The sequence below is a fragment of the Negadavirga shengliensis genome (assembly GCF_042652345.1).
Lineage (GTDB): Bacteria > Bacteroidota > Bacteroidia > Cytophagales > Cyclobacteriaceae > Negadavirga > Negadavirga shengliensis.
Genome location: NZ_JBHSJJ010000003.1, coordinates 418,361 through 444,152 on the forward strand (window position 1 = coordinate 418,361; position 25,792 = coordinate 444,152).

The following is a 25,792-nucleotide window of genomic DNA, read 5'->3' on the forward strand; positions in this document are numbered from 1 at the left end:
AAAATGAAAAATCCTTTGTTAATCAGTCTGTTGATTTTGCTGGGCCTTACCATGTTGACGGCAATAATTGCCAATTTGGAAGCTCAGGGAACGATGTTGGCCGCCATCTGCATAATGGCAATAGCCGCGGCCAAATTCCTGATTGTGGCCTATCAGTTTATGGAACTAAAAATCGCCCATGCATTCTGGAAAACCACCGTATTCTTCTTTTGCATATTGGTGGCTGGAATAGTGGGTTTCTTCAGTGTTGTTTGAACGGTTCTGCTTGAAGGCTGGTGGCGGGGTAATCGGCTTTCAGGCAGGAAAACCAGTGAATGGATTTAAAGTCTTAGGTCAGAAAAAAAAGGAATTGATGATTTGCATTCCAGCATCAGCCACGTTATATACTGTCAGAAAAAATAGGATGGCAAATCCTATATAACAACGTGGGTTGAAAACGTTTTTGTGTCAAAGCCTGCCCGACCAGCGCAGCGCATCGGGGACAAAAAAGAACAGAAGAGCAGGAGGGTAATAGAAAACAAATACCTGACCTTATGCCAGAGGCTAAGCGATCCCATGACGGTTGCGTTCATACCTCCCCCTCAATCTCCCTTTACCGATATTGAAATCGGAACAGGCTCTGAAAGAGGGGAGGAAGGCTTTTTAGAATGGAAAAATCCCTTTTATCGCGAGAAGTGGCGGTGAAGCTGTTTTGGTTAGGCTTTTATTTTGACTTGTCTCTGATGAAATAAACTTCCGCTATCTTGCCATCTCTGATCTTATAAATGGCGATTGCCCTGAGCGGGGGCTGATCCTTGGCCAAGGTCACCTTTTCATGGTCAATGACGGTATTGCCCAAGACCATCCTGTTTTCCAGGTGACAATGTAACTCAGGGGTGTTGCCAAAAAAACGGGCGTAAACATCCCGCATATTGGTTTTTCCTTCATACAGCAATTCATCCGGGAAATTGAATACTTTCACATCTTCCGCATAAGGTTCGATAAATGCATCAATATCTCTTCGGTTGTATGCATCCAATTGGGCCTGCACCGGTTTTTCCGGATCGCCTGTTCCTGGGACGAGAGGGGGGAATAAAAAAAGGAGACTGAAAATAATAAAGCCCATCATAGGGAGATTCATTGATATTAGAATAATGGCAATATAATAACGTGTTTTTATTTTATCTATTGAAGCCCCATTGGCGGAGGGATCAACTGATTCTTGTTTCCCTCGATAAAAAAGAAATGACCGTTAGGGAAAATTGAAAATGACCGTATTTTTTGTTAAGTTTATATGGTTTTCTATTGCGTTAAGTTGCTTTTTGAGTTTGTACGGAATAATATAGCTGTAGTCAGTTAGATAAACCCAGAGAGAAGCTTTTTGAGAAAAGGCTTCTCTTTTTATTTTGAGTGCGGGATAGCCGGAACAGACGAGAACCGGCGTGGTTCGGCTTAGGCCAGAGCAACACACGAGAGCATAATTTTTATGTTTAACTTTAAGAAAGTCTTGGGATTTCAAAGTTGATCAGCGGCCAGTCAACACCACTAAAAAGGGAATCATTAAAATAGATGCCGTGGCCCAACAAAGCATTCCAGAGTGTTCCCAGTGAAAATATAAAATAAAAAAATGCGAACAAATTGACTGCAAGAGTGCGGTGGGGTGAAATAAACCAAGCAAACAGGGGGATTATCTGGATGGCATGGAGGCCAAGGAAATGGAATATTCTCAGGTCGCCATATTGTTTGGCCCAGTTAAGAAAAAAAATACCTTCCTGACCATCGGAAGCGCCTACAGTATGGCCAAGTTGAGCCGCCATCACATATCCTTCCAGACTTGCCACGATAAAAATCAGCATCCCTAGTCTGATGCCACGTCTGTACCCTTTGGCTAAGTGCGCCGCCTTTCCAAACAACCGGTAGGCCCAGAAAACCATGATGGTATTGATCAATATGGCTAAACCCATGATGTTGAATAGGGCAGCATTGAATGGGGTCGAAGTGTTAAAATGCGAAATTTCACCTCTCGCTGCCTGTCCAATGATGATCACTTGTTCTACAAAAAGCATCAATGCGATCCAAAAAGCGATATGTTTGGTCTGGCGTCTTTGTGGCAAATAGCCCAGAAACCAGGCCATTGTCCATGAAAATACGGCTATGGATATGCAGAACTTGATGGGTTTGATCCAGATGTTGATACCCAGAAGTGTTCTTTCATCAAAAAATGATAGGACTAACAGTACCAGGAATACCATAAAGTTGGCCAGCCCAAACCAGGTAAGAAGCGGACTTCCCTGATAAATCTTTCTTGTTATTTTCATACGTGATAAGGACTTTGGAGAAAAGTCTTGGATTTTACGCTTCTGACGATCAAATAAAGCAGCAGTCCCACTGGCCCCAGCATGAAGGTAAAGAACAGGCAGGGAAGCACAAGCCACCTGTTGATGCTACGTTCCATGGCGTCTTTGCAGATCCACATACCGACGAAAAGGTCAAACGCCAGATAGTGTATCCAGCCTGCCAATAAGGCTTCCTCTTTTTGAAATAGTGTAGCCACTTCGGCTAAGCTGCCAAACCCGCCTCCGTTCCCATTCCCCATGCCTTGGATAATAAAGTAAAGATAGAGAAGCGCCAACAGGAAAATCACACCGGAAAACAACAATACATACACCCATTTATTTCGGTAAAAAATGAATAAAACTATCCAGGAAAAAAGAGCGGCGGTACTGGCGATGCTAAAGATGGTTTCCATGCTTCTACGGATTAAAAGAAAACTAAAATAGCTAAAAATCAATTATTTACTTAGCGTTTTAGGGAAATTTTGAAAAATAATTTTATGATTCAAAGTAATCCCCGCTCTCTTCAACGGCCGTGCCGACCCATGGACAGATTTTGACAGACTATTAGAAAAAATTCTAGATCCCCAACCCAATCCATTTGACCACCCACTGATATCCTATGCCTGCGATCACCCCCAAAACAATAATAAAAGGAGAGGGGATTCTGCTGAACTGTAGCAACGCATAGGTGCCTATGATGGCCATGATGTTAAAAAAGTTGTTTTCCAAAGGCTCGAAAAGGAGGTAAGCGGCCGCCATCAACATGCCACAGCTGACGGCGTTGATGCCTTCCAAAGCCGCCCTTACAGGGCGGTATTTTTTCAGTTCATCCCAAAAACGCACCACAAAAAATATCAGAAATGTGCCTGGGAGAAATATGCCTGCCGCCGCGACCAATCCTCCCACCACCATCCCCGGGATGCCCCATTCCCTCATGGACAACGCACCTATATAAGAACTGATGCTGAAGGTAGGCCCGGGAATACTTTGGGAAATGGCGTAGCCCGTAAGGAATTCTTCTGAACTCAGGTAATTTTTAAATTCAACAAACTCGGTATAAAGATAAGGTACCAAAACCTGTCCACCCCCAAAGATAAGGCTGCCGTTCCGGTAGAAATTTTCAAACAGCCGCACGGGTAAAAATCGGGTATAGTGGCCCAAAACCGCTGCCGTTACCAACACGCCACCCCACAATACAAAATTGCCCCACTCTATTTTTATACTCGATTTTTCTTCCACCACAGGCTGTTTGTTGTAATTATGGGTAGTGACCAAACCTCCCACCACAAGCATCACGGGAAAAATGAACGGGGAATTATAGAAAAATGCGACAAAAGCGGCGATCATCATCAATACCGCGGCCTCTATCGTGTGGATCATTTTCCTGATGGTCACCTGGGCGGCGAAAATAATATACCCGATGGCCATTGGCTGGATGAATTTGGCAAAATTCAAGGCGCCGGGCGTGTTTTCCTGAAGGTATTCTATCAAAAAGGCCGTGGCTATCATCAATATGGTGGCCGGCAATATCCACACAATAAGGGAAAGGTAAGCCAACAAGGGCCCGCCTATTCTGAAACCTATGGCACAGATAGTTTGGGTGGAGGTAGGCCCGGGAAGGACCTGACACAGGGCGTTCAATTCAATCAAATCCTTTTCTGTGATGTAACGTCTCCGGTTTACCATGATATCGATGACCATGGCCAAAAACACCTGCGGACCCCCGAATGCCGTGAGAGAGAGTACCAATACATCTTTTAAATAAAAGTAATATCGTACTCTTCTTACCGTCATGATGATAGCATAAATTAAACTATTAAATCACCTGTATTAAATTTAATATCCTTTACTTTTACTTTCTCAACCCCAATTCCCTTAGCCTTTCTTCTAAAAACTCCCCGGCGGTAATGTCCTCAAATTGTTTGGGATTAGCTTGGTCCACGCAGCTATCCAAACAGGTAAGGTCCATTTCTGAACGGGGATGCATAAAAAAGGGAATGGAATATCTGCTGCTGTTCATTTTCTTCCTGGGAGGGTTAACGACCCGGTGAACAGTGGATTTAAGTTTGTGATTGGTGAGCCTTTCAAGCATATCCCCTACATTGACCACCAACTGGTCAGGAAGAGCGGTGATGGGTATCCATTTACCATCTCTTCTCAACACTTGTAAGCCGTCAGCACTCGCCCCCATCAGCAAAGTGATCAGATTGATATCCCCGTGTTCAGCAGCCCTGACTGCATCAGCAGGTACCTCATCCGGATTTTCAATAGGGAAATAATGGATGGGCCTTAATATCGAATTTCCATTTTTTACCTTGTCATCGAAATAATTTTCAGGAAGTTCCAGGTGGAGCGCAATGGCTCTCAGCATGTTTTTTCCGGCGGCTTCAATGGTTTTGTATACCTTTAGGGAAACTTCTTTAAAGCCGGGCACCTCTTCTGGCCACACATTGGCAGGGTAGACGGTTTTGACGGGATCACTGTCCATAATCCCCTCTAATTCCTGGCCCACATGATAAAACTCCTTCAGGTCCCCGGTATTCCGGCCTTTGGCATGCTCCTTTCCTTTACCCGTATAACCTCTTTGGAATCCGATATCCGGTCTTTCGTATTTGGATTTGATATGATCATCCAAGCCAAAAAAATTCTGGATGACCTCATATAGCTTGTTCTGAAGATCCTGACCAAGTCCATGGTTTTTGATGGCAACAAAACCGATATTCTGATAGGCTTCTCCCAGCTTTCTGACAAATTCAGCCTTTTTGATAGAATCACCTCCGGTAAAATCCGCTAAATCCAGGGAAGGGACTTCTTCAAATAAAATTTCGCTCATTTTGTTAATTATTTGCCTGCAAGGTAATTTTTTTTAGGGTAAAATTAAATACCTTTAGTCGCATATGAATTTACTACCATGACTGAAAAATTCCGGTTTATCCTCATTATGCTGCTTTTGGCAAGTATCCAGGCTTGTAGTGATAATCCCAAAAATGAAGAAAAAGGAAGCGAGGAGCAGATAGGAGATACTGCTGTCGCTGAAGGAAACGTTCCGATGTTCAAGTCCATGGAGGTGCCCATTATGCCTGATGCCATGCTGGATATGTACAGCCCATTAGGTAATGAAAATTTCAAGTCAGGAAAGGTGCCTTTTGAATTCAATATAAAAAACCATCCTTTTGGCCAAAACCGGCCCTTCATGATGTCCATCAACGGCGGGGAGCCCATTGCCTGTGCGCAGGCCGTATTCCAGAGGGAATTCAATACAGGGGCCTATAGGATCGTGGCTTATTTGTTGGACGAAAACGGCCTGGCCCTGAAGGAATACGGCAATTTTGTAGACAGGGATTTTACAGTGGGAAGTTCCGGGCCCTTTCCCGATGCGGAAGAACCCGGTTTTATCCTCAACCTTCCTGTGAACGGACAGCTATACCAGGAGGGGGATAGCATTATCGTCGACTATTTATTATTGAATGGTGATTTTCGGAGCGACGGCCTTAAGATTCAGGTTGAGATAGCGGGGGCGTCTTTTGAAAGCAAGGATCTCAATCCCATTCAGGTCAAGCAACTCAAAAAAGGGGAATATGAAGCCAAAGTGAGTCTTGTAAAGGATAATGGGGAAGAGCTGCCTGGGATATTTTCTTCCTATAAGCGAAAAATAGCTGTACAATAGTCGTCAGGTAAGGCTTCTGAGGATTTGTATAGATTTCAGATCCCCAAAACTTTCAATATGCACTTTATAAAACAATAGCCAGTCATCCAAAAGGGCCTTGCGAATATCCTGCGGGATCTTTCGGCATTCAAACCCCATTTCCATCAATTGGTCCATATGTGTAACTTTAAGCCGGAAATCCAAACCGGCATTGTCCTGGGGGAGCTGGCCAAAAAAATCCGCCGACCCTTCAGGTTCAAATCCCAAAAAGCGGGAAGCCTTACTCAAAAATGCCAGAATAAAAGTACTCCTATGATAATCCTTGCTGTCCAATAAACAAATCGTGGACCATAGAAAATCAAACAAGGATTCATTCTGATAATCATCATATACCACTTTGCTCAAAACTTCTCCCATAAACATGGCAATTCCCGAACGGTAGAAATCAAAAGGGATTCTTTGAAAGGCGTGGGCAAGCTTTGCTTCAGCAATGCGGTTGATGGAAGCACTTTCTTTTTCATAGACCACCAGATCCAACAGGGTCAATGGCTGGTAATGGGCCATTTTGGTTTTTGATTTAGGGCTTCTTACCCCATTGACAATATAAGTTTTCATCCCGAGTTCGCAGGTAAAAACCCTGGTGATGATCGAACTGTCCCTGTATTTGATGTAGTTGACGACGATACCTTTTGTTTTTCTAAGCATGGTTTTACCAGGAATTTACCGGCTGTGAGGATATTTTCCCACTGTAGCAGGCCTGTTTCCGACAAGTTATCTAACATTCAGAAAATGAGGGTGGGACCACCCACTTCCCGCCCCTGTGTTTTCCCGGGCCGGAGTGGGAGGTAACCGACAAGCGTAATAGCGCAAAAAGGCTTTAACGAAGGCCTTCATAAAAACATTTTCTGCATCTTGCTTCATACGTTTCTTTTTCGCCCAGCATGACTTTTTCTTTGGCAGGGGAAAGTCTATAGCTGAAGGAGGCCAGATCACCGCATTTCATGCAGATAGCATGGACTTTGGTCACATATTCTGCAATGGCCATCAGCTGCGGCATGGGTTCAAACGGCCTGCCTTCAAAATCCATATCCAAGCCCGCCAAAATGACCCTTTTGCCGGATTGGGCCAGTTGGCTGGCTACACTGACAATCTGTGGGTCAAAAAACTGCACCTCATCTATGCCCACGACATCACAGTTACCGGCCAGAAGCATAATATCATCCGCAAATTGCACAGGAGTGGATCTGATGGCGTTCTCATTGTGGGAGACAACGTCTTTGTCATGATACCTTCTGTCAATGGCAGGTTTGAATATTTCTACCTTTTGCCGGGCAATGAGCGCCCTGTTTAACCTCCGGATCAGTTCTTCTGTTTTTCCTGAAAACATTGACCCACAAATCACCTCGATATGCCCCTTTTTTTCCCTTTGCGGGGTTTTGCCTATGGAAGGTTCTATAAACATAATGCTTTCTTTGCTACACTTGACTACACGGCTGATGGAGGTTGAGGCGCGGACTGCCGGACTTTATTTCCCCTGTAACCATGTCGTTGTTTTAAATGTCGGTTTACCTATCGGTAACCGTTCCCCGAAATTAACGGTTTTGTGGATATTTCTACAAATGAACGAAGTCACACCATGGTAAAAACTTCCCAGGGTAGCCTAAGCCAAGGGTGGCTTTGGTACAAAACAAGAAGTATGGATATATTTGCCCTTGGCATTTATCCTGTTCTTAACCGGCGCCGAATGTCTTATTTCAGGATAAATTCAATAACTTTACCTTCACGAATTGTATATTTTGGCCAAAGGCAGAAATAAATGAAAAGGTAAATCAATTGGAGTTCATAATGGAAAAAATTTTTCAACATTCATATCTGGACCGATATGCGAAAGCGTTCTCCCAAAAGGTCTGTGATGAATATTTTGGGACAAAAAAATACATGAGCGGACAGGAAATCATCCGGCTTACGCCAAGTACCCAGCTGAACCTGATGGTGATCAAATCCCTATTTGATCTATGGCAGGAAGAAATGGATATACTTGCCCGAAATCCTTATTTTGATTACCGGGACTATGCGGTTAAGGAATCCTTGAAGGAATTTATGAATGTGTTGTCAAGAGCCATAAAAATCGAAAAAAACCATTTTATGCCTTTATTGGAGATGGCGGTGAAGCAAACCGTAACGCTGGCATGGGATCCTTTAGGTTTTTTTTTGGAAGAGACAAAGAAGGTTCAGGAGAGGTCTCCGCAATATTTCAAAGATCTTAAAAAATACCTGAAGTGGCACACGGATCTATGGTTGTCTATCATTGAGAAAAGCCCGGATATGGCTTCGGCATCAGATTTGGAGGCCGGCCTCCGTGCCCAATATGATCGGTTAAAACATGATCTGGAGCCTGCTGAAGCTTTACTGAAACCTTTTGACCAAGTGCTTCCTTTGAATCATGGCGAGCTTCTGATACACGAAGAAGCATCGTCCGAAACCGATGTAAAGAGGATGGCTTCTCCGGAGGACGAGGCGGGGGATGGGGATACTTTTTCAGCGGGCATTCAGCAGACCTATGAGAATGATACCGAAAAAATCAGTTTAGGCGAAGGGAGCATTGATCCCGCATTGGCCTGGGCGAGATTTGAGTCTGAAGAGTACATATTCATGAGAGGTAGCATAGGAAACATACAGGAGAATGTGGGTATTAACCAAAGATACATGTTTACCCGAAAACTTTTTAAGGGTAATCCGGATTTGATGAACCAGGCATTTCATGAATTGGATAAAGTGGAGAGTTTCATAGATGCGGTCACTTTGCTCAATGAAAGGTATGTCAATGAACTGGATTGGGATATTAACTCCGAAGAAGTGGACGAACTTTTACAACTGGTATTTCGGAAATTTGAGGATAAGCAATAACCATGGATCTTGATTCGCATTACCTCAACCTTCATCGGACGGCTTTACAACGCATATATAAAGAGGGTTTTGAATCTGATTCCAACTTGGATAATCCCCATGATAATAGAAGGGGGCTTACTTTGTTGCTGAGGCCTTCACGGGAGGTGAAAAAAAATATACGGGAGTTTTTGTCCGCGGTTGAGAATGATCATCCGGGTCACTACCTTTATCCCGATACCGACCTGCATGTAACCGTAATGCCGATTATTTCTTGTTATGAGGGGTTTGAGATCTCATCGGGGGTTTGGCAAAAATACTTTTCGGTTATAGAGAAAGCCATTAAGGGAGTAAAAAGGGTGGAGCTGTTTTTTCAGGGAGTTATGTTTTCCCCATCCTGTATTATGATAAAGGGTTTTCCACTCAATGAACAGCTGGAGATTTTTAGAGACAATCTCAGAGGACATTTCGGGGATACGGACCTTGAACAATCATTGGATAAAAGGTACAAATTGGTTACGGCACACAGTACGGTGGTAAGGTTTAAAAAACCCATAGTCCATATGGATAAAATGCTGGAGCTGATGGATAAATACAAGGACCGTGTTTTTGGCAGAACGGTATTTGACCATGTCGATTTTGTATTCAATGACTGGTACCAGCGCGAGGAACATGTCAGGATACTGAAACGGTTTGAATTTGAAGATTAGCCTTTTAAAGGAGGCAAGTGTTAAGTCAATTTTCGGGGCAACGGACGAATTATTGTCCACGCCTGCCTGCCAGAAGGCAGGAATTCCACTGATTAACACGAACTTCATGAAATGATTCAGGTCGTCGAATCGTTTTCCTAAACAATAATTTTAACCAAATTATCTTCATACTTCGTGCCGATTCGAATAATTCCCCGAATCCCTTTGACGGGGTCCGGGGGGCTGTGGACAATAAATTTGTTGGTTAATCCGAAAATTGATCCTTGATTTAATACTAGCGGCTGGTAAAGTTGTCTATATAAAACAATCCCATGGCCTCTTTTTGATCTGCCCCGGGCAGGGGAGGGACGGGATCCTCGTTGGGTGTTTTTCTGTTGGGAGTGTCTCTGTATGGTCCTGTGCGAAAAGAGATCCTTTCTACAGATTTAACTGCTTCTGCCAACGGGATATTTTTCTTCATGACTTTGTCATCAAAAATAATGGCATACTGTCCATAGGGGGAGGCGTCGACAGAAAGGCTTATTTTATGCCATTTGCCTTTTGTGTAATTTCCCAAAGGGACATCTTCCAGCCCTTCATTATACAGGACTTGTCCGTTTTGGGCAAATTTCACCCTTACCGGTCTGTTGCCATACCGGTCTACAACGTCTACCTCCAAGTGTCCCAAGTTCCGGTCATCCACCAGCACCTCAAATTCCAATGAGGCGTTTTCAGTTTCTTCAAAAACCCGGATGGCCCTGGCATAATCATAAGGGTCTTCGTCTTTGAGTTCCAGGGAATAGCCCTCGCCGGCTGGGTTATGCACCAAGCTGACCGGAGCCCACAGGGGAGCATAAATGTTCCAGTCCGGTACCGGGCCATTAGGCTGGAGATCGTCAAAATGATCCTTTATCTCACCATTGACTTCATGTTTGATTGGGGTAGGGACGCGGCTTACCCACATGTCCTCTTTGTTCATGCTGTAGGTGAGCCACATGTCGTTTCCCGGAGGGTCGCCGTTGCCGGCAACAATTCCCCTCACATAGCAGGGACCGAAGTCTTTCCAGCGGCCGAAAAACCTCCTTGGAGGCACCTCTCCCTGTACCAAAACCATGTCATCATAAACGATACCGTCCTCACTCGTGATAACGATGAGGGGATACCTGTATTCGTCAAGATCAATAGGATTATAAACCATGGCATAGCGGTTGTCTTCGGTCTTTTGACCCCAGACTTTGCCGCCAGCCATGGTAAGGGTAGGAACTTTCACTGATTGAGAGAAATTCTCTCCTCCGTCTTCTGACAATGCGGTAGTAGACCTTTTCCATAATCCAACGATCTTTTCATCCTTTCTAGTATAAAAAGAGAAGGCAGATCCACCTCTTCCCCCCTTATAAAATCCATCGAGGCCGTTATCCTCATCCCTCCATTGCAAGGTCATCAGGGTGTTATCAAGTAATTCCTCACATGCTGCCACGAAGCCTTTGTCGTCAGAAGTTTTGAAAAAGGGATAGCTGGTATTGGTTTCATCCCAGGAAGTATGGCTGCTGTATCTGATAAAATAAATGGGGCCGTATGTACCGTCTTTGTAAATTTCCCGTACTACCCTGCCGATTCCGCCCTCTTCAAAAGGATCCTCCGCATGGCCATAGAAAGCAAGGGTAAGTAACCTCCCATCAGCGCTCACATAAAAGCCCATTCGCTGGTGCATCATGTAGCCGTTGTATCCTTCCGGAATGGTAACGCCGGCAGGTGCCTCATAAGGGGGAAATATCACTTCAGGCCTTGTCCAGGTTCTCCCATCGTCTGAAGTGATCAATAATGTTTGTCCAGGAGCGATATGTTCATCCTCAGGATTGCTGAGGTACTGTTGGTAAAACCGGCCGTTCCAGTAAGCCAGATTGGAAGCATGGCTGTAAGTCCAGCCGTGTCCGTCTGCAAGTTCCGGATGGGTCCGGTTCACCCTTAAAGTTTGCCTGCTTTCCACACCCACCGCATACCTGAGCCTCCCCTCATGAAGAGCAGGATCTATACTTGCTCCTCCGATGTATCTGACTGGTTCATGAATGCTTCCGGTCTGCGCATGAACATTCTTGCCCATAAACAACAAACTGGAAGCGGCGAGAATCAAGGGAAGCAATCCGGACAATGATCTATTCATGGTTGTTTGAATTATAGCTTGATGAATATTTGCTTTTTATAGAGAATATAGGCGGGGATGAAATTGATAGCAACAAATAACAGGGCATAAAGCATGCTTGCCAGTTTGATGGGCAGGCCTATATCTGCCAAACCGGTGACAAAATGTGCATCCAGGGAATTCCCTCCAATTTTTAGCCCATAAAAAACAAGGGATAAAATATCAGCCAGCACGTAAACGGTGATGGCGTTGGCGCCGAATATGATACCGACCGAAGTGCCTTTTTTATGGCCTAAGATATCCACCATAAAATAAAATGCCCCGAGTACCGTGAATGCCGTGCCTCCTGTTACCAGGGCGAATGTACTGGTCCACACATGCTTATTGATAGGAAATACCTGCGCCCAAAGCAAACCGATGAGAATCAAAGGTACTCCTATGGCCATCAGGTAATTGGCCCTGAATGGGGGGCTGATATCTGCTAAAAGGATTCTTCCCGCCAACATCCCCATTATTCCCGTCACAATGGAAGGAAGCGTGCTGAAAAGCCCTTCGGGATCCCACGTGCCTTCCCACATCTTTCCGGGAAGTAAAATACTGTCTATATAGGCTGCCAAATTGACGCCGGGTTCAAGCATGGGTTTGCCCGCTCCGGGAGTGGGGATAAGGGCCATGGCAAACCAGTAAAGGACCAGGACGGCTGCACTGATGTATGCCTGTTTTTTCCAGTCTGTATTCAGGAACAGAATGGCACAAACTAAAAACACCACAGCAATTCTTTGCAGCACTCCGGCAATCCTCACCTCCGTAAAATCAAAATGGGGAATAAGATTGAGCAATACACCTACTGCAAATATCTTTATGGATCTAATAATTATCTTTTCGTACATCTCCCCCTTTGGCTTGCCCAACGCAAGGCGCTTGCTATAGGCAAATGCTATGGAGACACCCACAATAAAAAGGAAAAAGGGAAAAATAAAGTCGGTCATGGTAATGCCGTTCCAGTGAGCGTGCAACAAAGGGGGATAAACATGGTCCCAGGTCCCCGGATAATTCACCATTATCATCGCGGCGATCGTAAAGCCCCGCATGGCATCCAAAGAGATCAATCGGGTAGTTTTTAAGGTCATATTACAAAATTACGGTTACTTTAAATAGTCAATTTAATACGTGTTGCGGTAATAATAAGGCTACTTAAATATTTCGATTTATGAATAAATATGCAGCTTACATTTCCGGTTTTTTAATGATATGTTGTCTTTTCGGTTGTGGCCGGGAAGGAAGTTGGGAGAGAGCCGTGGATCAAATCCACTTGGAGTGGGAACTGGTAAGCAACTTTGTGGGAGAGAATGATGAATTTTTGGCCCAGTTTATCTTAGATAACCAAAGCAACCAGGTTCTGACTGATCAGGGTTGGGCCCTGTTTTTCAATATGGCCCCAAGGAGAATCTTGGAAACGGAACATGCTGACATCACCCACCTCAATGGGGACTGGTACAAGCTGAGTCCAAAAGCTGGCTTCAACCTCGCTCCGGGTGAAGCTGTCACCGTTTCGTACAAGGGAATCGAGGGGGTGATCAAGGAAACCGATGCCCCCATGGGGCTTTATTTTGTGTTTTATGGCGATAATGATGAAGAAACCATTGTTCCGGTCACCAACTGGAAGGTAAGCCCCTTTGTAAGGGAGGAGCAGTTATCAAGGGGACATGAAGACCATGAACAGCCCTTTTCTTCGGCAAAAAGGTTTGAAGAAAACGCAAACATGGAAAGGGTGGATGAAAAATCCCTGCTTCCCATTATTCCTACGCCATATTATATGGAAAAAAAAACCGGGAGCTTCGGGCTGGCCGCTCCATTGGAAATCCATCATGGCCAGGGGCTTGAAAATGAAGCGGAGTACCTTAGCGAAAAGCTGGCGGAGATCAGTGGGGAACGCATCGCCATCAAGGAGGGACCCGGGACTGGGGCTAAAATACGCTTAGGACTTGCGGATATAGAACTCAATGGGAAAAAAGAAGAGGTATATGCCTTGGAAATCAACGATTCAGGAATAAATATAACGGGGAGCGATGCTGCTGGGGTATTTTATGGCGTGCAGTCGCTGTTGGCTCTTCTGGGGCCTGATGCCTATATGGGAAAAGGGATGCCATTCCATTTGCCACATTTGGAGATTAAGGATGGACCCAGATTTGCCTTCAGAAGCTTGCACATGGATGTCAGCCGTAATTTTCAGGATAAGGAAACCATCAAAAGAACGCTTGATCTCATGTCACATTACAAACTCAATCATTTTCTTTTTTACACTACAGAAGATGAAGGGTGGCGTTTGGAAATAGACGGGCTACCGGAACTGACGTCCGTGGGAGGCCAAAGACAGCATGTCAGCGATGTTTCTGAAGCGGCACTGCATCCGGCGTACGGATCTGGTCCTGACGCCTACATCGAAGGCAATCACGGCAGTGGATTTTATACCAAGGAGGACTTTGTAGAAATCCTGAAATATGCCAAAGCCAGACATATTACCATCATCCCGGAACTCAATTTTCCGGGACATGCACGGGCGGCAATCAAATCCATGGAGGCCCGGTACCAAAGATTGATGCAAGAGGGGGATGAAGAGGGGGCAGAGGAATTCAGACTCATTGATCCGGAAGACAATTCAGAATACCTCTCAGCACAGGCATTTAAAGACAATGTGGTGAGTGTGGCCAGGGAATCTACCTATAGGTTTTATGAAAAAGTGGTAGACGAAATAGCAAAAATGTATGAAGAGGCGGGTTTGGAGATGAAAAAAATACATGCGGGAGGAGATGAGGTCCCCGAGGGTTCCTGGACCAAATCCCCCATGGCTGCTAAGCTGCTGGAGGAACTTCCGGATATCGATGACCCCAAAAACCTTCAGGCTTATTTTTTCAGGGAATTAATGAAGCGGTTGGAAAAGCGGGGACTGGAAGTACACGTATGGGAAGAAATGGCTTTGGTAAAAACCGAGGAAGGAACTTACCGGCCCAGTCCGGAATTTGTCGGTAAAAAAGTCATACCCTATATATGGAACAATATGTTTGATTATCCTGATCTGGGATACCAACTGGCCAATATGGGCTATGAGGTGGTGTTGTGCAATGTATCCAATTTTTACTTTGATCTCGCTTATGACAATGATCCGGAAGAGCCTGGCTTGTATTGGGGAGGCTTTGTCAATACCAAAAGCGCTTGGACTTTTGCGCCTTTCGACTGGTTCAAAACCACTTATAAAACTTCCATGGGGAAACAAATCAATCAGGAGGAGGAATTTAAAGAAATGGTTAGGATAACACCTGAAGCCCGCAAGAATATTATTGGCCTTGAAGCCCAGCTCTGGAGTGAAACGATCAAAGGAAGGGATATGATAGAGTACTATATGCTTCCTAAGATGCTGGGTTATGCGGAAAGCGCCTGGGCTGCGGAGAGATCTTGGGAAACCATCCCTGATGCGAAGATGAGGGAAGCCCAAATTTCGGCAGGCTGGAATGTATTCGCCAATACCGTTGCTCTGAGAGAGTTACCTAAACTTGCCAGAATGAATGGGGGCTATGCCTACAGGATTGCCCCTCCCGGTGCCAAAGTAGAAGATGGTCTGTTATATGCCAATACGGATTTTCCGGGATTGGAAATCAGGTATGCGCTGGATGGCGTTTCTCCCACCGCGGACGCTCCTTTATATGAGAAGCCATTGGAAATAAAAGGGGAAATCAGACTTAGGACATTTGATATGTCCGGAAATGGCAGTAGAGAAGTTAGGGTCTCTCCCTGAGCAATGAGTATGTTAATAAATCTCGGGTACCATTAAAAATCGGTGCTGTAAGTAAAATTTTATTTGGTAAAAAAAAATAATTCTAATTTTGTTTTAATTGGGGTTTTTTTTATCCGTGAAGCGGGCGTTGAGGAGTAGATTTTACTGATCGAATATCCTGCGGTAAAACCCATGTTTTTTGAAATTTAAATTCATTTCAAGAATTATTAACAATATGACAATATGACAATTCAAAATCACCTATTTATTTAAAAATATGGTTAATTCTTTGTGATGTTTTTATAACCTATTCATTACCAGTAAATAGGGTGTTTTTGTTTTTCGCAAATTGAAGATTAATATACGTGATTTACGCAGATTTCCTGCTTTAAAAGTAAGATATTCATAAAATAATTCTTAACTCTATAAACAGCGATTTGTTGGAGGGTTACAGAATAAAATTGTTTTTGCTTACTATAAAAATGTGTGGAATATGGAACAGCCTGACAGAAAACTACTGGAAGAATTTCGATTGGGGGACCGCAACGCCTTTGAGAAAGTGTACCAATATTACAGGATCCCTGTGATCCGGTTCAGCGTTTCCATCATAAAGGACGAGCAGGAAGCGGAGAATATCTATCACGAGGTATTTATGAAAATTCTGAAGAAACGTAAAAACATTAAACCGGAGTTGAATTTCAATTCTTATGTATTTACTTCTGTAAAAAACGAAATATTTGATTATCTCAAAGCGCTGAACAAAAATAATACCTTAAAAGAACGTTTTTGGGAACGCTTACAGCAGGAACAGGACGACCGTGGGGATCTAAAGGAGATGCACCTTACCAAGCTGGAAAGCGTCATCAAAACACTGTCGCCTAAAAGAAGGCAGATTCTGGAAATGAATTATTTTGAAAAGAAGTCTTATAATGAAATAGCGGACATCCTTATGATTTCAAAAAATACGGTAAAAAACCAATTGGTAAAGGCCAAATATATTATCCGTAAAGAAATGGAATGATTTTTTGTCATTTTTTCAGCTATACCTTATCATTTTCATAAGTAAAATGATCATGTAATAATGTGTGGTAAAACATATTTATTACAAAAAAATATCCTGTAAAATTGTATTATTAATATAAAAGAAAGTAGAAGTTTACCGTACGGTCAAATAATATCTTTGATAGGTAAATGTGGATGTTTCATTTAAACATATACCTATGAAGATATCATTACAATTCCTGGTTTTTTTGGGGAAACCTATATTATTGTTTTGTCTGCTTATGGTCAGTCAGACTGTTTTCTCCCAAACCGGCAACCAGGTAAGCGGCAAAGTCACCGATGAAATGGGGGAATCCATTCCAGGAGTCAATGTTTTAGTGAAAGGTACTTCCGTTGGCACCATTACTGATATAGACGGAAGTTATGCGGTAAATGTCCCGGATGGCAGTGATGTCCTCGTTTTTTCTTTTATAGGATATAGGACCAGAGAGGTCGCCGTGGGAGAGAGGAGCAGGATAGACATCCGGTTGGAATCCTCTCTTTCCGATATGGAGGAGGTTGTGGTGATTGGTTTTGGGGAGCAGTCAAGGGAAACCCTGACTACGTCGATCACCAAGGTGGATGACAAAGTTTTGCAGAATGTTCCTTTTCCTAATGCGGCGTCCGCTTTGCAGGGGTCGGTTTCAGGGGTAAGGGTACAGAGTACTTCCGGTCAGCCCGGTGCGGCCCCCAGGGTAATCGTAAGAGGAGGCACTTCTATCAATAACCCTAATGGAGCAATCCCGCTTTTTATTATTGATGGCGTGATAAGGCCTGATATGAATGACATCTCTGCAGATGACATAGAATCCATGCAGGTATTGAAGGACGCGGCAGCTACTTCTATATACGGGGCCAGGGCTTCCAATGGGGTAGTGATCATTACCACCAAATCGGGCAAATCAGGACAAGCCAGGGTTACCTATCGCTATGACCTTACCTTATCGGAACCCGGAAAACTTTATCAGATGGCCAATGCAAGAGACTACCTTACCTTGTATAGGTCAGGGCATATCCGCCCGGACAAATTCCCTGATGAAACGGTCAGGCTTGCTTTGCCAAATGGCTTCGGTACCGGCAATGATTTATCCAATAATACGGCTTTTACGACCCAATATCTTTCCCCGGAGAACGAGCACAAGCTCAATGAGGGTTGGGAAAGCATGCCGGATCCAGTGGATCCTTCCCGCACGCTTATTTTTCAGGATAATGATATCCAGTCTTTGATCTACCAAACAGGTGTCTCCCATAATCACCACGTAGGTGTACAGGGAGGGACGGAAAATGCCACGTTCAATGCCGGAATCGGCTATATGTCGAATCAAGGTACGGTTATCACTACACAATATGACAGACTGACTTTCAATTTGAACGGCGATTTCAAGTTAAAAGACAATCTCAGTTTTTTCGGAAGAGTCCTTTATACCTATAACACCACCAATACTACCGGAGAATCCACGGCGATAACATTTTACCGTTCTGCGGGGCTGGCGCCTACGGCTAAAATATACTTTGAAGATGGGACCTTGGCACCAGGCACAGCGCAAAATATAGGGAACCCTTTATATTTTCTCAACAACCGGGTAAACGAAAGTACTTCCGAGAAAACCACCCTGACGCTGGGGGGACGCTGGGATATATTGCCGGGCCTGTCATTTGATCCCCAGATATCCATGTATAATGTAAATAACGATGCCTATAATTTCCAACCCGGATTTCTGAACGGACCACTCAATTTTGTGGATACCCGGAACGCCAGTGCCTCCAACTATCAATGGAGGCAGAGACAGGCGGACCTGGTGTTTTCCTATGGAAAGACCTTTGGGACAGCGCATAACCTGGACGCCAAGTTGGGGTTTGCGTATTTTGACAGAAACATTGCTACTTTGAATGCTGCCGGGAGAGGGGCTTCCACAGATTTGATCCCGACGCTGAATGCGGCCAGTGAACCCACTTCTGTTAACAGCACGATAACTGATCAGGTGATATTAGGGTATTTTGGAAGGGTAAACTACGATTTTGACCAAAAATATTTGTTTTCCCTCAACATGAGGTATGACGGTGCTTCTAATTTGGGTGATGCCAATAAGTGGGGCTTTTTCCCAGGGATATCTGCTGGATGGAACTTGCACAGGGAAGAATTCTGGCAAAATGCCTTTCCGGAAAACCTTTTCCGGTTGAAACTGCGAGCAAGCTATGGGGAGAATGGAAATATCGCAGGTCTGGGGGACTTTGCTGCCCAGGGTGCCTACGGGGTTGGAGCCAGGTATGCCGGCCTTCCTGCCATTCAGAACACCGTTATCCCTAATCCTGACTTGAAATGGGAGCAGTCCCGTACAGTGGATGTAGGAGCCGACTTCAGCTTGTTTGACAGCAGGATAAATTTCATCATGGATATCTACCGAAGGGTTACGGATAACCTGATTACCAGTTTGCCTCTTCCCCAATCGACAGGTTTTGGTAGTGTCCTCACTAATTTGGGGAGTCTGGAGAACAGGGGTTTCGAAGTGGAAGTGTCTGCCCAGGTATTGCCGAGCAGCTCGCGGCTTCAATGGAACCTGGCCTTTAATGCTTCAAAAGTGAAAAACAAAATCCTGCGCTTACCTCCAAACGGCATCGAAAACAACAGGGTTGGGGGGGTATTGGTTTGGGATCCGGATTTGGGGGATTATGCCTGGAAAGGAGGTCTTCAAGAGGGGGGAAGGCTGGGAGAAATGTACTCCAGAAAACAGGTCAGCATTTATGCTACCGATGAGGAAGCAAGCAATGCCCCCTTGGACACGTGGATTGTTTCCGCCGACAGGACAAAGTATGGGGGAGATACCAACTGGCTGGATCTGGATGGGAATGGGATCATAGATGGCCGGGACCAGGTGTACATGGGCCAGGAATTTCCGGTATGGACCGGAGGCATATCCAATTCATTCACCTATAGAAACTTCAATCTTTTCGTGAGAATGGATTATACCACAGGGCATACCATTTTTAACTGGGCAAAGATGTTTATAGACACCAACTTGTTTGGGGATAACAACATGACCCAGGACAAGGTGGATAATTCCTGGAAAGAACAGGGAGACATTGCCCAGTATTCCCGATTTTATTGGGGAGGGGAACGGGTGCAAAGGAATAATTTCAATGGAACGGTTACCTCGGGCAATTCCGTTTACTTTGAGTCCGGTGACTTTTTGTGTGTGAGAGAATTGACCTTGAGCTACAGCGTACCTGCATCAATTGTCAGCCGGCTGAAGATAAATGCCCTGAGGTTCAATTTTACAGGCAATAACCTACACTATTTTACCAGCTACAAAGGACTGAATCCCGAAGAAGGAGGCAGGGATGATGGACGGTATGCAATACCAAAAAACTACATATTCGGAGCTAACATAACTTTCTGACCTAAAGCATGAAACCATGAAAAATATGAAAATATATATTGTCCTGGCTACATCATTGATTTGGTCCGGGGCATGTACGGATAATCTGGATGTAGACCCAACCAGTGTGATCACCACCAATTCATTCTGGAAGTCCGAAAACGACGCAGAGGGGGCTTTGATGGGGATGTATGTGGAATTGAGAGGCGTGGCCCAGGCGCTGCATCAAGTTGGAGAACACAGAAGTGAAGTATTGTCTCCAGGCTTATTCGGGGAAGGGGTTTTCATCCTTCACAGAAATGAAATGAACGCAGATACTCCAGGGCATCCCGATTGGAGTGCATTTTATAGGATAATCAATTCGGCCAACCTGATCATTAAATATGTGCCGGATATTTCCTTTGCCTCTGAATCCAGAAAACATGATATACTGGCGCAGGCCCATGCCATGAGAGCGTATATATACTTTGTCATGACCAAGACTTGGGGGGATCTGATTATCCGGACCGAACCTACAGAAGGTTTTGGTGCGGATGTCACGCTCCGGGAACGTGTTTCCCAAACGGAGGTATTCCAGCTGATCAAGCAGGATCTGGACTTGGCCCTGCAGCTTTTTCCTGACCAGGGTTTTTCCCTGGGAAGATCCGTCTGGTCCAAACCTGCTACAAATGCCCTTAAAGGGGATGTCTATCTGTGGACTGCCAAAAGGTTGGGTGGAGGAAACAACGACTTGGAGACAGCATTATCTGCTTTGAATGAAGTGGATCAGGCAGATGTGGGACTGCTGGCCGATTTTGAGGATGTATTCGCTTTTGAAAATAAGGGAAACAGGGAAATTCTATTGAGTATCCGCCACCAGGATCTTGAACCGGGGAATTATTTATGGTTCATGTGGATCATAGGAGCGGCAGCACCCAGTAATATCGATCAGGCAACCCGGGACAAAATATTCCCCATAGGGGGAGGACAAGGCCTAATGATTACTTCGGATTTGGTAAGAAGCCAATTTTCATCCGATGATTCCAGAAGAGATGTTTCCTTTTTTGAGATTCATACCATTGACGAAAACGGTCAGCGAAATTACCTGACAAATATCCAGCAGAAATTCCAGGGAACCATCATAGGAGGAAACAGGGTGTTTCTGAGCGACCCTATTCTATACCGGTATGCGGATGTGCTGTTGATGAAAGCCGAAGCCAAAAATGCCTTGGGAATGGACCCTTCAGAAGAGATGAACTTGGTCAGGCAGCGTGCCTACGGATCTCATTTTCCGCAACATGCCTTTGAAAACCGAAGCAGGGAGGAGAATGATGAAGCCATACTTCAGGAAAGGCTGTTTGAACTTTTGCATGAGGGGAAACGATGGTGGGACCTGGTGCGTTTCGGTAAGGCATTTGAGCTTGTACCCGCATTGCAAAACCGTCAGGGACAGGATCACCTGTTGCTGTTCCCCATTGCTAACACCGTCTTGAGCCAAGAACCTTTGGTGGAGCAAAACCCGGGGTATTGATGAACCCGTATTTCTACTTTAATTTAGAACAAATGTACAGCTATATGGCAAATAGGAGAAATTGCATATTGATGTTGTTAAGTTGTCTGATTTGTATAGGCTCATTTGCCCACAGCGAAGGAGACAGCACCCGCAGCGAAAGATTGGCTGGCAAGGTAGAGGTGTTGGAAAGGTATGTATCGATAGACAATGTGTGTGCCTGGCCCAATCTTACGAATCTGGCGGACGGGACCCGCATAGCCACTATTTTTGATCAGCCGAGCCATGCCAGGAACGAAGGCAGTGTGGCATGCTATGTTTCTTCCGATAATGGCCGTTTTTGGCAATTTAGTGGCAACCCGGCTTCACATGAATCCCTGACCAACCGGATGAACGTGGCGGCCGGAATTTCCTCAAACGGAGATGTTTTGGTCATCGCATCCGGCTGGTCCTTATTGCCGGCAAAGGAGCCTGGAGGTCAAATGTCTCTGGACGGGGTATTGAGAGCCTGGGTATCCAGGTCAAAAGATGGGGGCAGCACATGGGAAGTGGACAAGGATGCCTTTCCCGCAGCGGAAGAGGGTATGACGAATTTCATTCCTTTTGGCGACATACTTGTCGGCGCGGACGGGACTTTGCGGGTCTTGGCTTACGCACAGTCATTGGATAAAGCCATCAATAAAGTGGCCATGTTTAAAAGTGAAGATGACGGGGGTACCTGGAGCAGGTGGTCCTATATCAGTGAAGGAAGTGGGGAAACGGCTTTTTCGGGGGGACATAATGAAACAGCCTTTTATCACAATGGCAAGGGTAATTGGGTGGCTGCTGCCAGGAGATGGAGGGCGGGCCAGGCCATGGATCTCTTTCAGAGTGGCGATGATGGGCAAAGCTGGCAATTTGTGGGCTCACTTACCGGCGATAACCAGCATCCGGGACATCTGACCGCTTTAAATGATGGCAGCTTGCTTCTTACTTATGGCAACAGAAAGGAAGGTCAAAGAGGCGTTGCGGTCAAAACCAGCAGAGACAACGGGATCACCTGGAGTGAGGAGAGGCTGGTGATAGATGATCTGGATTTTGGCGTGGATTGTGGGTACCCGACCAGTGTGCAGTTGGAGGATGGAAGTATCATGACCCTGTATTATTCCAAAGGTATCCCCTCCCACCAGCGCTACCATATGGGTACGGTGATCTGGGAATTTCCACCTGGCCAGGAAAGATGATACCGTTAAAAGCTCAAGAAATATATGGCACCTGGGCTACACTGTTTTTGCCGGTAAGAGAGGACGAAAGCATCGATTATGCGTTGTTGGAGGATGAAATCGAACACCTGCTCCAGTCAGGAGTAAACGGTATTTACACCAATGGGACTGCCGGGGAATTTTATAATCAGACAGAGGATGAATTTGACCAACTACATGATTTGCTGTCGCGAAAATGTGAAGAGGCACAAGTTCCATTTCAGATTGGCTGTGGACATATGAGTCCGGTTATTTCTCTGGAAAGGGTAAAAAGAGCGAAAAGTTGGAAACCTTCGGCCATTCAGGTTATACTTCCCGATTGGAACCCGCCATCTTCAAAAGAAACACTGATTTTCCTGGAAAAACTGGCGGCCTGGGCTGACCCTGTCGGATTGGTCCTGTACAATCCTCCCCATGCCAAAAGAGTCCTGCTTCCCCACGATTTTGAGAAGATTTTGGACGCTGGGATACCTCTGGTGGGATGTAAAGTGGCAGGAGGAGATGACAACTGGTATAAGGCCATGAATGGGGTTTTAAGAAATATCTCTGTTTTTGTTGCCGGACATAAGCTGGCTACAGGCATCCAGCAGGGAGCGCACGGCTCGTATTCGAATGTGGCTTGTCTTAATCCCACAGCAGCCCAGCTATGGTACGGAATGATGTTGAAAAATGCGGATGCGGCTGTAAGCATGGAAAAAAGGATCCAATCTTTTTTTCAGGACAGTATTCTACCTTATATCACTGACTACGGATATTCGAATACCGCGGTCGACAAGTTTCTTGCCAGGATAGGCGGATGGTGCAGGATAGAAACCCGGTTAAAATGGCCATACAGGGGGATTCCGGAATCAGACGTGGATAAGGTAAGAAAAGAAGCCAAAGAAATTATTCCTGAATTTATTCTTTAAATTAACAGCAAACACAAGGATATGATAAATTTAGTGAAGTACATTTTAGTCATTACGTGGGTTGTCGGGGTATGGCAGGTACAGGCAAGGCAACAAGAGAAGGATTCCCCTGTACCTGTTCAAAAAATATGGGATAAGGCTCCCCACAACGCCTTTCCTGATCTGATACGGTTTAGGGGATATTTCTATGTAGCCGTACGGGAGGGCAATAACCATATGCCTGACAAAAGCGGTCAGGTGAGGATCATAAGGTCAAAAGATGGGAATCAATGGGAAGAGGTGGGCTTATTGGAAATGGATGATATGGACGTGCGGGAAGCCAGGTTATCGGTTACCCCTGAAGGAAGGATTATGGTGCTGACAGCCGTCGGGGTTTATGATAAAGGTTACCAGGTGCTTTTTCCGATGGTTTCGTTTTCAGACAAAAAGGGACTGGACTTCACTGCGCTTGAGAAAACCACCATGGACCTTTCGCCCTCTTTGGACTGGATTTGGAGCTTGACATGGCACGAAGATGTAGGCTATGGAGTCATCTATCAGATCAAAGAGGGGGGCTGGGAGACCTACCTTCTGAAAACAAAAGACGGGAAACATTATGAAAAGGTATCACAGATTGATACCGGCGGCAATCCCAACGAGGCAACCGTGCGTTTCGATAACAACGGGAAAATGTATGTGGTGGTCAGAAGGGAAGCGGATGACAGAATGGGGGTGTTGGCTACAAGTGAACCCCCTTATCAAAACTGGGAATATAACAAATTAGGCATAAGGCTGGGTGGACCCAACTTCCTGTTGATGGGCGATGACCGCATGGTTCTGGGGTCTAGGTATCATCAGGAAAATGGTCCGAAAACCGGAATTTTTACTACGGACCTGAAAGGAAACATCCAAAATACCCTGGTGCTTCCCAGCGGAGGAGACACCAGCTATCCGGGGATGTGGCTACACAAAAAACAGCTATGGGTGGTCTATTATTCCAGCCATGAAGAAAAATCCAATATTTACCTCGCTAAAATTCCAATCAGTCAACTCAATTAATCATCAAAAAATGAGGTGTGAATTAAAAAATATTTTTATGCTGCTGTTTGTTTCATGGCTATCCTTTGCCGGATATGCTGAAACGGTTTTCACAACTTCGGATACTACTCACCGGGGTGTGAGAAAAATCGAGGATTTGATCATCTATCAGGATCAACAATATTACTCGGCATTTCCTTCAGTAATAAAAAAGGCAGATGGTGAATTCCTTTTGGCTTTCCGGAGAGCCCCCGATAGAAGTGTTTTCAGGGAAAGCGGCTATAGTCATGTGGATCCCAACAGCTATTTGGTCCAGTTGAGGTCCAAGGATGGGCTCAATTGGTCAAAAGAACCTGAACTGCTGTATGCCCATGCTTTTGGTGGTTCTCAGGACCCCTGTCTTTTACAGTTGAAGGATGGTATCCTGCTTTGTACCAGTTATGGCTGGGCATTTCTTTCTCAGGAAGGCCTGGAAAACATCAAAAAACCAAATGTGCAAAATAAAAATGGGTGGGTGTTTTTGGGAGGATATGTTCTTCGCTCTACTGATGGCGGCAATAAATGGGAAGGCCCATACTACCCGCCTCATATTTCCCCTGAGATCAATTATTCACCTCTTGGAAACCCCATACCGGCCTATAATCGGGGTGCATTATATGAAGGTAAAGACGGCAGGATATTTTGGGCGGTGGCGGCACACGATTCCGAATCCCCTCGTAAGACATCAAATTATTTATTGATTTCAGAAGATAAGGGGATGACTTGGGAATATTCCTGTCCGGTGGCGGTGGATGATACCGTGGTGTTCAATGAAGCATCCATTTATGAAACACCCAAGGGTGATTTGGTCGCGTTTATCAGGACTGGTGGATTTGATGATCAGGCAGTCATTGCCCGCTCCAAAGATGGCGGCAAAAGCTTTGGCCAATGGGAGTCGATGGGATTTCAGGGACACCCCTTGCAGGCTCTAAGACTTCCGGATGACAGGGTACTTTTGGTGTATGGTTACAGGCATAAGCCATATGGCATCAGGGCAAAGGTACTGAATCCTGAATGCACGGATTTTGCCACGGCAAGTGAAATTGTGTTGAGGGAAGACGGTGGAAGCACCGATATCGGGTATCCGTGGGCAGTTATATTGGATGACAAACGTGTTTTGGTCACTTATTATTTCAATACGGACAATGGTAACCGGCATATAGCAGGCACCATTTTGGAAATCGATTGAAATCAGTCTATATTTCACCCATACGACATCCAGAACCCTAAAC

General features: G+C 45.1%; 22 protein-coding genes. 13 read left to right on the top strand and 9 right to left on the bottom strand.

Annotated features, from left to right (window positions below):
- The first annotated feature begins 3 nt into the window (after positions 1 to 3).
- Positions 4 to 255 carry a cytochrome C oxidase subunit IV family protein gene (locus ACFPFU_RS07205; RefSeq protein ID WP_377062961.1) on the top strand — a complete coding sequence of 84 codons (252 nt, stop codon included), beginning with the start codon at positions 4 to 6 and terminating at the stop codon, positions 253 to 255.
- 189 nt (positions 256 to 444) lie between these two features.
- Positions 445 to 684, top strand: a complete 240-nt coding sequence (locus tag ACFPFU_RS07210; protein ID WP_377062963.1) for a hypothetical protein — start codon at positions 445 to 447, stop codon at positions 682 to 684.
- 19 nt (positions 685 to 703) lie between these two features.
- Here ACFPFU_RS07210 and ACFPFU_RS07215 read toward each other — a convergent pair whose 3' ends face one another.
- The 5 genes from ACFPFU_RS07215 to ACFPFU_RS07235 all read right to left on the bottom strand — a co-directional run bounded on the left by ACFPFU_RS07215 (position 704) and on the right by ACFPFU_RS07235 (position 5,148).
- Positions 704 to 1,108, bottom strand: coding sequence for a nuclear transport factor 2 family protein (locus ACFPFU_RS07215; RefSeq protein ID WP_377062965.1), 405 nt, complete (start codon positions 1,106 to 1,108; stop codon positions 704 to 706).
- Between the two features lie 367 nt (positions 1,109 to 1,475).
- Entirely contained in the window at positions 1,476 to 2,297 is an 822-nt protein-coding gene (locus ACFPFU_RS07220) for a hypothetical protein (RefSeq protein WP_377062967.1), read from the bottom strand.
- Complete coding sequence (locus tag ACFPFU_RS07225; RefSeq protein ID WP_377062969.1) at positions 2,294 to 2,728, bottom strand: ABA4-like family protein; 435 nt, start codon at positions 2,726 to 2,728, stop codon at positions 2,294 to 2,296. The genes ACFPFU_RS07220 and ACFPFU_RS07225 overlap by 4 nt, the downstream gene beginning before the upstream one ends.
- 163 nt (positions 2,729 to 2,891) lie before the next feature.
- The gene (gene chrA / locus ACFPFU_RS07230; RefSeq protein ID WP_377062971.1) at positions 2,892 to 4,109 is read right to left on the bottom strand and encodes a chromate efflux transporter; all 1,218 of its coding nucleotides are present in this window, start codon (positions 4,107 to 4,109) and stop codon (positions 2,892 to 2,894) included.
- Between the two features lie 58 nt (positions 4,110 to 4,167).
- Entirely contained in the window at positions 4,168 to 5,148 is a 981-nt protein-coding gene (locus ACFPFU_RS07235) for an isopenicillin N synthase family dioxygenase (RefSeq protein ID WP_377062973.1), read from the bottom strand.
- A gap of 78 nt (positions 5,149 to 5,226) precedes the next feature.
- Between ACFPFU_RS07235 and ACFPFU_RS07240 the strand changes: the two genes are divergently transcribed.
- Positions 5,227 to 5,982, top strand: coding sequence for a hypothetical protein (locus tag ACFPFU_RS07240; protein ID WP_377062975.1), 756 nt, complete (start codon positions 5,227 to 5,229; stop codon positions 5,980 to 5,982).
- A 3-nt stretch (positions 5,983 to 5,985) separates the two neighbouring features.
- Here ACFPFU_RS07240 and recO read toward each other — a convergent pair whose 3' ends face one another.
- On the bottom strand, positions 5,986 to 6,666 hold the full coding sequence (gene recO / locus ACFPFU_RS07245) for a DNA repair protein RecO (protein ID WP_377062977.1): 681 nt from the start codon (positions 6,664 to 6,666) through the stop codon (positions 5,986 to 5,988).
- A 172-nt stretch (positions 6,667 to 6,838) separates the two neighbouring features.
- On the bottom strand, positions 6,839 to 7,423 hold the full coding sequence (locus ACFPFU_RS07250) for a thymidine kinase (protein WP_377062979.1): 585 nt from the start codon (positions 7,421 to 7,423) through the stop codon (positions 6,839 to 6,841).
- A 383-nt stretch (positions 7,424 to 7,806) separates the two neighbouring features.
- On the opposite strand from ACFPFU_RS07250, the gene ACFPFU_RS07255 reads away from it, so the two are divergent.
- The gene (locus ACFPFU_RS07255) at positions 7,807 to 8,868 is read left to right on the top strand and encodes a hypothetical protein (protein ID WP_377062981.1); all 1,062 of its coding nucleotides are present in this window, start codon (positions 7,807 to 7,809) and stop codon (positions 8,866 to 8,868) included.
- A gap of 2 nt (positions 8,869 to 8,870) precedes the next feature.
- Positions 8,871 to 9,557 carry a 2'-5' RNA ligase family protein gene (locus ACFPFU_RS07260; protein ID WP_377062983.1) on the top strand — a complete coding sequence of 229 codons (687 nt, stop codon included), beginning with the start codon at positions 8,871 to 8,873 and terminating at the stop codon, positions 9,555 to 9,557.
- A gap of 274 nt (positions 9,558 to 9,831) precedes the next feature.
- Here the strand turns inward: ACFPFU_RS07260 and ACFPFU_RS07265 are convergent, their stop codons facing one another.
- Both ACFPFU_RS07265 and ACFPFU_RS07270 read right to left on the bottom strand, forming a co-directional pair.
- Entirely contained in the window at positions 9,832 to 11,697 is a 1,866-nt protein-coding gene (locus ACFPFU_RS07265; protein ID WP_377062985.1) for a hypothetical protein, read from the bottom strand.
- An 11-nt stretch (positions 11,698 to 11,708) separates the two neighbouring features.
- The gene (locus tag ACFPFU_RS07270) at positions 11,709 to 12,806 is read right to left on the bottom strand and encodes an acyltransferase family protein (RefSeq protein ID WP_377062987.1); all 1,098 of its coding nucleotides are present in this window, start codon (positions 12,804 to 12,806) and stop codon (positions 11,709 to 11,711) included.
- 80 nt (positions 12,807 to 12,886) lie between these two features.
- On the opposite strand from ACFPFU_RS07270, the gene ACFPFU_RS07275 reads away from it, so the two are divergent.
- The 8 genes from ACFPFU_RS07275 to ACFPFU_RS07310 all read left to right on the top strand — a co-directional run bounded on the left by ACFPFU_RS07275 (position 12,887) and on the right by ACFPFU_RS07310 (position 25,749).
- On the top strand, positions 12,887 to 15,469 hold the full coding sequence (locus ACFPFU_RS07275) for a family 20 glycosylhydrolase (RefSeq protein ID WP_377062989.1): 2,583 nt from the start codon (positions 12,887 to 12,889) through the stop codon (positions 15,467 to 15,469).
- A gap of 472 nt (positions 15,470 to 15,941) precedes the next feature.
- Positions 15,942 to 16,469, top strand: coding sequence for an RNA polymerase sigma factor (locus tag ACFPFU_RS07280; RefSeq protein WP_377062991.1), 528 nt, complete (start codon positions 15,942 to 15,944; stop codon positions 16,467 to 16,469).
- A gap of 199 nt (positions 16,470 to 16,668) precedes the next feature.
- Positions 16,669 to 19,887 (top strand): SusC/RagA family TonB-linked outer membrane protein, encoded by a 3,219-nt coding sequence (locus tag ACFPFU_RS07285; RefSeq protein WP_377062993.1) that lies wholly within the window; start codon positions 16,669 to 16,671, stop codon positions 19,885 to 19,887.
- A gap of 25 nt (positions 19,888 to 19,912) precedes the next feature.
- The gene (locus tag ACFPFU_RS07290; RefSeq protein ID WP_377062995.1) at positions 19,913 to 21,376 is read left to right on the top strand and encodes a RagB/SusD family nutrient uptake outer membrane protein; all 1,464 of its coding nucleotides are present in this window, start codon (positions 19,913 to 19,915) and stop codon (positions 21,374 to 21,376) included.
- A gap of 44 nt (positions 21,377 to 21,420) precedes the next feature.
- Positions 21,421 to 22,578, top strand: a complete 1,158-nt coding sequence (locus ACFPFU_RS07295; protein WP_377062997.1) for a sialidase family protein — start codon at positions 21,421 to 21,423, stop codon at positions 22,576 to 22,578.
- Positions 22,575 to 23,504: a dihydrodipicolinate synthase family protein gene (locus ACFPFU_RS07300; protein WP_377062999.1), complete on the top strand. Its 930-nt coding sequence runs from the start codon at positions 22,575 to 22,577 to the stop codon at positions 23,502 to 23,504. Before ACFPFU_RS07295 ends, ACFPFU_RS07300 begins: the two co-directional genes overlap by 4 nt.
- A 21-nt stretch (positions 23,505 to 23,525) precedes the next feature.
- Positions 23,526 to 24,542 (top strand): hypothetical protein, encoded by a 1,017-nt coding sequence (locus tag ACFPFU_RS07305; protein ID WP_377063001.1) that lies wholly within the window; start codon positions 23,526 to 23,528, stop codon positions 24,540 to 24,542.
- 10 nt (positions 24,543 to 24,552) lie between these two features.
- A complete protein-coding gene (locus ACFPFU_RS07310; protein ID WP_377063003.1) occupies positions 24,553 to 25,749 on the top strand; it encodes a sialidase family protein in 1,197 nt (398 codons plus the stop codon).
- Positions 25,750 to 25,792: the final 43 nt, after the last annotated feature.